This window comes from Pseudanabaena sp. BC1403 (assembly GCF_002914585.1).
Taxonomy (GTDB): domain Bacteria; phylum Cyanobacteriota; class Cyanobacteriia; order Pseudanabaenales; family Pseudanabaenaceae; genus Pseudanabaena.
In genome coordinates this window covers 189,313-200,205 of sequence record NZ_PDDM01000001.1, presented here as the reverse complement: position 1 = coordinate 200,205, position 10,893 = coordinate 189,313, and the positions used below count along the sequence as shown (strand labels likewise).

Sequence of the window (10,893 nt, the reverse complement as noted above, 5' to 3'; positions counted from 1 at the left end):
TTCATCTTTAGGGTTTTATGTCCTAAGGAATGAAAAATAAAGAACTTATGCATGTCAGTTATTTTGAGGAATGGCTCTATAATTCCATTTAGGAAGAACTTCATCAAAAATGATGGGTAGATTTTCCTTGAAACCATCAGCGACTACTCTACCTTTGGCATAGACCTTATCCATAAGATTGAAAACTACACTCAAGCCAGTTTTGGTAGAAGTTTGTTCAATGAGGGATTTTACTAACTCAATACTGGTGAAAACAGCTCCCTGACAAGCTCTGGTCACATGAGGAAATAAACGATGCTCAATGAAGTTGAATTTCGATGTATAGGGAGGATAATGGGCTACTCTAATTTCAATACCGATTTCAGTTGCCAATTTCTTTTATGGGGCATGGTGACTAAATTGCTCTAAAGAAAAAATTAGCAAGATATTGATGAAGTTGGATTAGATAAAGATTTGTGTCGAACTCAATCAATTCACACGTAGCATCACACATCTGTCTGTCACCGTAGGACAAATACCAAACTCTTAGATGGTTTTCTGTTTTTCGAGAATTAAAATCCCTTACTGGATTTAATTTTTGATTCTCCAAATTATGGTCAAGATTTTAAGAGTTAGGATAAAAGCTATTAGCTTTAGTACTAATAAAAAATTTAATGGTAAAAAAATGAACGATAACCAGCGGGATGAAAATAATCTTGAAAGACGGCAAGATTTAAGACAAGACGAAGAAACTTTTCGTCTTCGACAAGAGGAAGATCGTTTAGGTAAGGCGCAGCGCAGTGGTATTTATTATTGGATAGTTAATACTATTTATTGGCTTGTCGGAATAATAGAAATATTACTGATGTTAAGGTTTGTATTACGTTTGTCTGGGGCAAATACTCAAAATGAATTTGCTAGATTCATTAATAACTTATCCGCACCATTTATTGCGCCATTTTCTACTTTATTTATTAGCCCTACTTCTAATAGTGGTGGGAACATATTTGATTTGAATATCATAATTGCAATTATCGCCTATGCGATTTTGAGCTATCTGCTGATTTCCTTAGTCAGATTTATTTTTTATAATAGAGTATAGGCAAAACGTTTCGCGATTTAGAAGAAATCAATACCTTTATTGATGTTGCGTGGAAGCTTCTAACAGCCTTATCTCTCTCCAGTAGAGAAATAACTTGGGTTTGAATATACACTTGCAGGACGAAGAGTTGAGCGATAATGATTCCATGTAGCATCAATAAAGTTATTAGGATTTTTTTAACAGAAAACTTCTGTTGAGGAGTGTGAATGCAAGATATAAAGATAGGGAGGCTAAATTGCTAGATCACTCATTTTGGTTTTATGGTATTGCTTTTTTTGGAATTATTCTCGGCAGATATTTTCTGGTGGCTGGAGGGACGTATTTATGCTTTTATTTGCCAATGCGTCAGTCTTCAGAGGAACAAAAGCTACAGCCAAATCCTTCTTGGCAATCGATTAAACGGGATATTGAGCTTTCTATACTTTCCGCAGCTGTGTTTGCGATCGCATCAGCATTGATTGTATCGGGATATGGTTGGAATCTCACCCGCATTTACAGCGATCCTCAGCAGTATGGACTTTGGTATCTAGGTATAAGTTATGGAATTGTGTTGATTCTGCAAGATGCCTATTTTTATTTCACTCATCGCTTGTTTCATCACCCATCTCTTTTTCATTGGTTACATCAAGGACATCACCGATCTCGTTATCCCACTCCTTGGACATCCTTTGCATTTGATCCCTTAGAAGCGATCATTAGTTCTCTTTTTTTAGTCGGTATTGTCTTGATCATTCCATTACATTTCATCACTCTAATTGCCATACTGACGACAATGACGATCTGGGCAGTGCTAAATCATCTAGGGGTTGATCGATTTCCTTTATCATTTCCTCATCATTGGCTGGGTAAGTGGTTTATTGGACCAGCTCATCATTCGATTCATCATCTCAAGTACACTTTCCATTATGGTCTTTACTTTACCTTCTGGGATCGGTTGTTAAATACTCAAGACATCAGTTATGAGAAGAGATTTAATGAACAATTTCCTAAGAAATAATAAAGAGTGATGTGCTATGCATATCACTCTTTATTATTAGTGACTGATGTGATGCAGAGCGAAGATGATGAAGCTCTCGTAGCTTGCATGGTAGGGCAACCACGGAGAGATTGCCCTATCTGAAAAATTCTCTCGTTTTGTCTGGGCTGTGCCCCCTTGCCAGCCCCAAACTTCAGCTATTGTAGGAATTCTATCTTCGGAAGGTGAGTTATTGATTACAATTTGTATCATATTCACTCAATTCACTCAGAAATTCAAACGCTCGCCTGTCACAGTGGTTTTAGAACGCCAGAGTTATCAATTTGACTCTGGCGTTCTAAAACCAATTTATGGAGTTCATAATGAGTTTAGAAAATAGAGCTAAAGCAACTGCTAAAAATGTTGAAGGCAAAGTGCAGGAAGCAGTCGGAGATCTGACTGGAGACACTAAAAATCAGGTAGAAGGCAAGGCAAAGCAAGCTGAAGCAAAAGTTCGTCATGCTGCTGAAGATGTCAAAGACGAAGTCAAGAAAGTTATTGACTAATAGTTCTTTGCCATAGCATTTTGCAGTTTAAGATTGTGTCTGCCAAGGTCGGTGGGCACAATCTCATATATCTTGATCGCAATATCAATTATTGATAAAGATTTACGACATTCTCATACAAATCAAGCAGTTCGATCATTCTTAAACATCTAGATATACATTATGTCAAACATCTATCTGTAACGATACGTTTGAGTACGTAAATTGTATGTGTCATTATTTAGGAGATCTTAATATATGAACAGTAGGAAACTACCTTCTACATCACGGCGTTCCCTCATCAAATGGGGGATTTATGGGCTTGGTGCTCTAACGATTGCAGTTATGCCTAGAGCAATTAATGCCCAAACAAACAGTCGTGGTCAGACTCTCACATTTAATGCTAATGACATCGGCATTCTCAACTTTGCCTTACTATTGGAAGAACTAGAAGCTGCTTTTTATGCAGCTGTCGTCAGCTCTGGCAAAATTACCAACAGCAAAGAAATGGAATATATGCGATATTTGGGTGGTCAAGAAGCTGCCCATGTCACATTTTTACGTAGCGTTTTAGCTGACCAAGTTCTATTTGCTACTCAAGATTTAAGTTTTAACCAATCCACCCTCAATAACGTTCTGGCTAGCCGCGATAGTATTTTAAATACTGCCGTTACATTAGAAGATGTTGGTGTTCATGCTTATAACGGTGCAGGCCCAAGCCTAACCAACCCCGTATTTCTTCTCGCTGCTGGTTCAATCGTCTCTGTAGAAGCCCGACATGCGGCTGGTGTGCGCGCTTTACTCGGCAAACCAACCACAGAACCTGACAGCGATCGCCTTGTTAATGATGCCAATCTAAATTCTACGCTCAATCCATTTAAAGGACGAGCTTATGACGAACTATATACTCCTAAACAGATTGTTGCCATTGTTGGTTCGCTAAATATACTTAATAACCCTATTGGCGGTTCTCTAGTTGCTTAACTAAAGAGCTACTCATGCGTTAACTCTCAAATCATTCACTTCCAAATACAGTTGCAATATATTCATACAGAAGGTCGCAGACGATATGACATCTTACTACGCCACTTTTAGAATGAGCCTTAAGAACCTAGCTTGTGGAGCCATGCGTCCTATCAAGCTCAGCTTGGTGCTTATTCCTTTACTGTTTTTATTCATGTTCTTCAGTCCACCAGCGCCAGCTTATGCTCAGGACGCAGTGCTAAGCCCTAGAGAAGTAGCAGAATATGCACTCACCTTAGAAAAGATCGAAGCAGACTTTTACCGCCGTGCTGCCGATGCAGCTATAAATGGAGGTTTAGTCTCTGCACCTCAAATGGCGAAGGATGCGATCGCTTCTTATGGCGAAGATGAAGCTAAACATGTAACTGATCTTTCGGCTGCATTACTTTCTATTGGTGGTCAACCTGATGCAATTAAAATTCCTGCAAATCCCAACTATAGTGCGATCTTAGGACGCGATCCTTTTGCCAATCCTACTGATTTTCTATTGGCAGGTCAATATGTGGAAGATCTAGGTGTGGCGGCTTATAAAGGACAGGTTCAGAATTTGCTTGCCGCAGGTGATGCAGGTAAACCGATTTTAGCAGCAGCATTGGAAATCCATAGCGTAGAAGCTCGTCATGCTGCTGGCATCAGATTTTTACGCCAGATGCTGTTAGGCGCAGATGTACGTCCTTGGATTGCGACTAATGCAAGTCCTAGTGAAGTGATCTATAACGAGAATCGTATAGACTCTCCTATCCCATTTAATCTTGATGCTTTTGATGGTTACGCAACCAAAGATGAAGTACTTGCTTTAGTTTCTCCAATCTTAAATGTAACCCAACCCCCTATTCAAACACCAACTCCTACGCCAAGCAAACCTTCAGAACCTGTCAGAGGTTTATGGTAAGCAATAGCTGTAGGTGCTATTCATACATAGCACCTACGGCAAAACTCTTATATAACATGGGAAACATTAACTATGACTAATCCAGTTAAAGAAAAGATTACAACCAATCTCACCAAGGCAAAGGGAGAAGGTAAGATTCGGGCTGAACACATTCGCAAAATTGTCAAAGATGCGGTCGGACAGACAGTATCTGAGCTAAGAGAAGGTAGTGATGAGATCGGTTTGATTGTCAAAGATGCTGTTTCTACAATAATTGCTGACTTGAGAGGAGGTGGAAAGGACAACGCTGAAAAAATCACGGCTTCTATTGAAGGAGCTATCGAAGGAAGCACTTATCATCGACAACAAGCACTCAATCAACGCCGAGAGAAATTGTTAGAGATTCAATCTCAATTGGATTGGCAGCAGGAACAATTGGATCGCGAAAGTAGCGAAATCCTGATTGATATTAAAGCCTCAGAATCGACTAATCTGATTGATGACGAATCGGCGGCAATTAATCTAGCAGTCGATACTGTCCAAGAACATCACGAGTCGGGAATTCTGCAAGAACAATACCTCAAGCTCAAAGCTCAACTTGCCACTTTAGATAAAAAACTTGCCATTCGTTATGGCGATCGCTACAACGAGATTAAGCAACAATGGGAAAACGCTAAAACTTGGTATGGCAAGCAAAAGATCGAAGCAGAAGCAAGTGATACCATGCCTTTGCAACAAAAAATTACTGATATTGAAACCAATATCGGTGGGCTTGGTTCAGCCGCTGCTCGTAAAGAGCAAGAAGTTAAACAGCAGCTACAAGACCTTTGGGAAGGTAAGGGTGTTGGCATTAAGCATTGATTTAGTAGGGGTAATTCATGAATTACCCCTACTAAATCAATTAGCCAGCAACTAATATTTTTGTTAAAAGTACTGCTTCGCAGTACTTTTAACAAAAATATTAGTTCTGATTTTAGCGCAAAGCATTGTAATCGATTAATCAGATTATTTGCATTTCATTGCAAAGAGTACTCAACTATGAAACTAATCCAAATTGTTTTCGCAATTCTACTTCCACCGCTTGGGGTTTTCCTAACTTACGGCTTCAGTTCTACTTTTTTAATCAATATTGGGCTAACTCTACTGGGTTGGGTTCCAGGCATTATTCATGCTATTTGGGCAATCTCTAAAAAGCAAGAAACATAAATAAATAATTAATTGACCAAGCAACTAAACAGGGCGACATAACGCTCTGTCTATACTCAGGAGAAAAAATATGGTTGGATACTTTGTAACGATACTGGCAACGGCTCTAGGACTTCTAGTTGTCGATATGGTTGTGCCAGGTGTAGATATTGCGAATTTCCCAGCGGCTTTAATCGCAGCAGTCGTGATTGGATTTGTCAATGCTTTTATTGGACCAGTTGTTAAACTTCTGTCTCTACCACTCACTTTTATTACTTTAGGATTATTTTCGTTTGTGGTAAATGGAATATTACTCTGGTTGGCTTCGATTATCGTTCCTGGATTTACGATGAACGGACTCTTAGCCTTGATTTTGGCTCCGATTGTTCTATCTTTTGTGAGTACATTCTTGAACAAATACTTTGCTGAGAAAGGAGTCGGCTAGTATGAACATTTTTTATAATGTTCGGAGAACAGGATTAGTCTTAGCTCTAATGCTGATTTTGACCTTCACAACTGCTTGTGGGGCTTCTCAAACTAAAACTTCTAACCCAATAGTAACGAATCAGAATTCGGAGTATGGTCAATTAGAGCGCGGCAATTCTGCCGCAGGTCAGGATTTTGGCGATTGGGTGATCAAGACTGGTAAAGGCTTGATTAAGGATGCTTATGTTCGCGATCGCAATAAGCTAGGAGTCGTGATTTCGCCTAAAGTTTTACCAACTGAAGTAAAAGCTTTGACCAAATCATTAGTCCAAGGTTTCCGACACAATTTTCCTAATCAAGACCTAACTATTTTGATCTATGCTCCTGATAAGAAGCTGATTTTAACCGCTCGATATGATACTCAGTCCCAGCAAATTGATTATCAGCAAGCAAGTTAAGAGTAAGAAATATGAGGCGCTTTGCGCCTCATATTTCTTGATTTTGATTGATATTTTACTTGAGATAACTATGAATAATCAAAACACAACTTCCATTAATCCTAATGATTCCTATGATGCTTATTGGCAAGAGAATCATGGTACTCGTTCATACATTGACAAAAAAATTCCCTATGCAGACTATCAACCCGCTTATCAAACGGGACATGAAGGCTACGATCGCTATCTTGGCAAGAGCTTTGATGAAGCAGAAGCAGAACTCAAACTAGACTATGAAGCAATTTTAGCCCAAAAAGCTGGGACAGGATTAGCTTGGATCAAGGTTATAGATGCAGTACGGGATGCTTGGGACAAAGCAGGTACTACTTAAAATAAGAAACCATTTAAGAATTGTCTAGATCCCCCCCAGCCCCCCTTAAAAAGGGGGGAGAATTAAATTCCTCCCCCTTTTTAAGGGGGATTGAGGGGGATCTCTTAGAGTTTTTGACCGCAGAAAGTAATTCTTAAATAGTTTCTAAGACTTAGCGAGGTTTTTAAATCCTCAAAAATTGGTATTAGCCCTTTTGAATCCTTTATCAACATAACTAACTATGCCAAACACTAGCGATGAATATAAAAAACAAGTCATGAAAGATTTGGCAGAGGGAGACAAAGAAATTCTCTCTGAAGAATCAGAAAATCATCAAAATTTTGATGATTTTGCCCAAAGATCTTCCCGCGAAGAACGCCATAATCTATTTAGCGATCTCTTTCAGAAAGATCGTATTACTCCAGCAGAAATGGAGCCAGAATTACAAAAAGCGGTCGCAGGGATTCAACCCAACCAGCGAGATGATGTAGCTAGAGAATTCTTCAAACATCTGAAAAAGCGTGGACTGAGTGAGCGTGCACTTGAACAGCAATTAGGATTGTCTAGCCATAATCCTAGCCGCATGACATCAGATGATGTCGCTAAATTGGCTAGTTTTACTTATCACTCACATCCTGATATTTTCCAAGAAGTTTTGGCAATTCAACCTGCACTCGTAAAATTCCTGAGTAATCCTCTCGTGGGAGCTGCGTTGGGTGCGATCGCTGCTAAATGGTTTGGTAGAAAATAATCCCAAGCCTCAAAATGACGTTGCCATTTTGAGGCTACCAAAACCTTGCTGGGTTTGATTTTTAATCCTCGAAAGTGTAGTCATACTTTCGAGGATTGGTATAACCACTGGTGACAGAAAATGCGCTTTCCCTCATTCCATTTTGTCAATCTATTCAGAGGCTCAAAGAATACTATCCCTTCGGAAAATGGAAGTGCTGACATCAGCAATCACCGTATTGATGCTTTAGTCGATGCCTTTTTCGCGATCGCATTAACTCTGCTAGTACTAGATATCAAAACATTTCATGTAAATTCAGATATTGAATTGACTCAGGAGCTAATTGCACTTATCCCGAAGTTTTTCACTTACTTTCTTAGTTTTATGATTTTGGGGCTACTGTGGTTTGAGCATCAAATAGTGTCGCATTATATTTCAGGCTCAGATCGTGCTCATATTTGGCTTAACCTATTATTTTTGATGTCAATTTCATTAATTCCTTTTTCAGCATCATTGTTAGGCGAAAACCTTTCTCATCGTTCAGCAACTACTTTTTATGGCATTAATCTCTTCGTTACTGGAGTAATTCAATATTTAGATTGGGAATATGTAACTCGAAAAAATCGTTTGATTGATGAAAGTCTGAATCGAAGACTAGTCCGCTCTGTCCAAAAAACATTTTTATTAGTTCCACTCAGCTATGCGATCGGAATTGAAGCTTCATTCTATAATGTTTCTGTGAGTCTAGCCCTTTACGGTTTAGCTACACTTGCAGGAGCATTAAGAATGAATGCAATTTTCAATCAATCCCACGAATTTAATCAGCCAGACAACAAAATCAATTAAGGGACTTACACAAAATAATTGATCCCAAAAATGTTGCGACGGGCTACGCCCGCCGCAACATTTTTGGGTTTTACAGGGATCATTCTTCCTTGGAGTTCTCTAAGATGCCAATAAATTAAAATTATTTGGATTGAATATTCAGATCAATGTGTGGGGCTTATAGCGTTTCCCAGCCTAGTAAAGTACGGCGTTGTTTCCCCACCGAAGGCGAGCAAACAACGCATAGATCTGCTGATTGTACGGGAAACCCTACCAGATTAGGTAGAGTCCCCCTGATGTGCTAATCGGGAAAAGTGGTTAATCTTGTATGAGACTAAAGATTAATAAAACTTAGGAGTTAGAAGCCTTATGGCTAAAGTAGTTGGAATCGACTTAGGTACGACAAACTCAGTCGTCGCCGTCATGGAAGGGGGCAAGCCAACGGTGATTGCAAACGCCGAAGGCTTCCGTACCACACCCTCAGTTGTAGCTTATGCCAAAAATGGCGATCGCTTAGTTGGGCAAATTGCTAAGCGTCAAGCTGTCATGAACACCGACAACACCTTTTACTCAGTAAAGCGCTTTATCGGCAGACGTTATGACGAAGTTAGTGGGGAATCCAAGCAAGTTGCATACAAGGTTTTGAAAGTAGGTGAAAATGTCAAGATCGACGCACCTGCGGTTAGCAAACAGTTTGCACCCGAAGAAATTTCTGCTCAAGTATTACGTAAGTTAGTTGATGACGCTAGCAAATATTTAGGCGAAACCGTCACACAAGCGGTTATCACTGTTCCTGCTTATTTCAATGACTCGCAACGTCAAGCCACCAAAGATGCTGGCAAAATTGCAGGTGTTGAAGTTCTCCGTATCATCAACGAGCCAACCGCAGCAGCTCTTGCTTATGGTCTAGATAGCAAGACCAATGAAACCATCCTCGTATTTGACCTTGGCGGCGGTACATTTGACGTATCGATCCTTGAAGTTGGCGATGGTGTGTTTGAAGTAATGTCTACCAGTGGTGACACTCACCTCGGTGGTGATGACTTTGATAAGAAGATCGTAGACTTCCTTGCTAATCAGTTCCAAGCGGCTGAGGGCATTGATCTTCGCAAAGATAAGCAAGCATTGCAACGTTTGACTGAAGCTGCTGAAAAAGCGAAGATTGAACTTTCGAGTGTTACTCAAACCGAAATCAATCTTCCCTTTATCACCGCAACTCAGGATGGACCTAAGCACCTTGACACCACACTGACCCGCGCTAAGTTTGAAGAGCTCTGCTCCGATCTCATCGATCGCTGCCGTATTCCTGTCGAGCAAGCCGTCCGTGATGCCAAAATCGACAAATCGAAAATCGATGAAGTTGTCCTTGTTGGTGGTTCGACCCGTATTCCTGCGGTACAAGAAGTTGTTAAGAAAATTCTTGGCAAAGATCCTAACCAAAGTGTTAACCCTGATGAAGTTGTTGCGATCGGCGCAGCAGTCCAAGCTGGCGTATTGGCTGGTGAAGTCAAAGACATTCTCTTGCTTGACGTAACTCCTCTATCTCTCGGTGTTGAAACCTTGGGTGGCGTAATGACTAAGATCATTCCACGTAACACCACTGTTCCTACCAAGAAGTCCGAAGTCTTCTCGACTGCGGTTGATGGACAAAGCAATGTTGAGATTCATGTTCTTCAAGGCGAACGTGAAATGTCTAACGACAACAAGAGTTTGGGAACCTTCCGTCTAGACGGAATTCCTCCTGCTCCTCGTGGCGTACCTCAAATCGAAGTTGTATTTGACATCGATGCCAACGGGCTATTGTCAGTAACTGCTAAGGACAAGGGTACTGGTAAGATTCAAACTCTTTCAATCTCTGGTGCTTCCACACTGCCTAAGGATGAAGTGGAACGCATGGTTAACGAAGCTGAGCGTAACGCATCTACTGACAAAGAGAAGCGCGATCGCATTGAAGCGAAGAATCAAGCTGACTCTCTTGCTTACCAAGCTGAGAAGCAAATCAAGGATCTTGGTGACAAGGTTCCTGAAGCAGACAAGACGAAGATCGAAGATCTTGTCAAGAGCTTGCGTGAAGTTATCGCTAAAGACGATCATGAAGCGATCGCTGCTCAAACTGAAGAGTTGAAGCAAGCTTTATATGCTCTTAGCTCTTCTGTCTATCAGCAAGGCGGCGAAGCCCCTTCTGGCGCTGCTCCTGAAGACGGAACTAAGGATGCTGCAAGTGGCGATGACGATGTCATCGATGCTGATTTCACAGAGTCGAAATAGTTAACAACAAAAAGAGGGTGGGCGCATAGCGCCCACCCTCTTTTTGTTTTAGGCAATAGCAGTTTAGAAAATTTGTCTTATACCATCTCCCGAAAGTGTGACAACACACTCAACAAGATGACACAGACACCATAGTCACAGTTTATATTTCGTTATATAAATACTTGCGATCGCACT

14 protein-coding genes are annotated in these 10,893 nt (G+C 40.5%); 13 read left to right on the top strand and 1 reads right to left on the bottom strand.

All coding sequences use genetic code 11. The features are described from left to right. Positions 1–54: 54 nt before the first annotated feature. Positions 55–372 carry a hypothetical protein gene (locus CQ839_RS00905; protein ID WP_219817702.1) on the bottom strand — a complete coding sequence of 106 codons (318 nt, stop codon included), beginning with the start codon at positions 370–372 and terminating at the stop codon, positions 55–57. A gap of 220 nt (positions 373–592) precedes the next feature. On the opposite strand from CQ839_RS00905, the gene CQ839_RS00900 reads away from it, so the two are divergent. The 13 genes from CQ839_RS00900 (at position 593) to dnaK (ending at position 10,716) form a co-directional block, all read left to right on the top strand. Next, positions 593–1,081: a YggT family protein gene (locus CQ839_RS00900; protein ID WP_258040586.1), complete on the top strand. Its 489-nt coding sequence runs from the start codon at positions 593–595 to the stop codon at positions 1,079–1,081. Positions 1,082–1,316: 235 nt separating this feature from the next. After that, entirely contained in the window at positions 1,317–2,078 is a 762-nt protein-coding gene (locus tag CQ839_RS00895) for a sterol desaturase family protein (RefSeq protein WP_103666684.1), read from the top strand. Between the two features lie 341 nt (positions 2,079–2,419). Next, complete coding sequence (locus CQ839_RS00890; RefSeq protein WP_103666396.1) at positions 2,420–2,602, top strand: CsbD family protein; 183 nt, start codon at positions 2,420–2,422, stop codon at positions 2,600–2,602. Positions 2,603–2,839: 237 nt separating this feature from the next. Then, a complete protein-coding gene (locus CQ839_RS00885; RefSeq protein WP_103666395.1) occupies positions 2,840–3,565 on the top strand; it encodes a ferritin-like domain-containing protein in 726 nt (241 codons plus the stop codon). A 112-nt stretch (positions 3,566–3,677) separates the two neighbouring features. Then, on the top strand, positions 3,678–4,496 hold the full coding sequence (locus tag CQ839_RS00880; RefSeq protein WP_258040584.1) for a ferritin-like domain-containing protein: 819 nt from the start codon (positions 3,678–3,680) through the stop codon (positions 4,494–4,496). A 72-nt stretch (positions 4,497–4,568) separates the two neighbouring features. After that, a complete protein-coding gene (locus CQ839_RS00875; protein WP_103666393.1) occupies positions 4,569–5,336 on the top strand; it encodes a histidine kinase in 768 nt (255 codons plus the stop codon). 177 nt (positions 5,337–5,513) lie between these two features. Next, positions 5,514–5,681 (top strand): YqaE/Pmp3 family membrane protein, encoded by a 168-nt coding sequence (locus CQ839_RS00870; RefSeq protein WP_103666683.1) that lies wholly within the window; start codon positions 5,514–5,516, stop codon positions 5,679–5,681. Positions 5,682–5,751: 70 nt separating this feature from the next. Beyond that, positions 5,752–6,105 carry a phage holin family protein gene (locus tag CQ839_RS00865; RefSeq protein ID WP_103666392.1) on the top strand — a complete coding sequence of 118 codons (354 nt, stop codon included), beginning with the start codon at positions 5,752–5,754 and terminating at the stop codon, positions 6,103–6,105. Position 6,106: 1 nt separating this feature from the next. Then, entirely contained in the window at positions 6,107–6,544 is a 438-nt protein-coding gene (locus CQ839_RS00860; protein ID WP_103666391.1) for a hypothetical protein, read from the top strand. Positions 6,545–6,614: 70 nt separating this feature from the next. Next, on the top strand, positions 6,615–6,914 hold the full coding sequence (locus CQ839_RS00855) for a hypothetical protein (RefSeq protein WP_103666682.1): 300 nt from the start codon (positions 6,615–6,617) through the stop codon (positions 6,912–6,914). Between the two features lie 220 nt (positions 6,915–7,134). Continuing rightward, positions 7,135–7,644 (top strand): hypothetical protein, encoded by a 510-nt coding sequence (locus CQ839_RS00850; protein ID WP_103666390.1) that lies wholly within the window; start codon positions 7,135–7,137, stop codon positions 7,642–7,644. Positions 7,645–7,764: 120 nt separating this feature from the next. Further along, entirely contained in the window at positions 7,765–8,469 is a 705-nt protein-coding gene (locus tag CQ839_RS00845) for a TMEM175 family protein (protein ID WP_103666389.1), read from the top strand. Between the two features lie 348 nt (positions 8,470–8,817). Beyond that, the gene (dnaK, locus tag CQ839_RS00840; protein WP_103666388.1) at positions 8,818–10,716 is read left to right on the top strand and encodes a molecular chaperone DnaK; all 1,899 of its coding nucleotides are present in this window, start codon (positions 8,818–8,820) and stop codon (positions 10,714–10,716) included. Positions 10,717–10,893 lie beyond the last annotated feature (177 nt).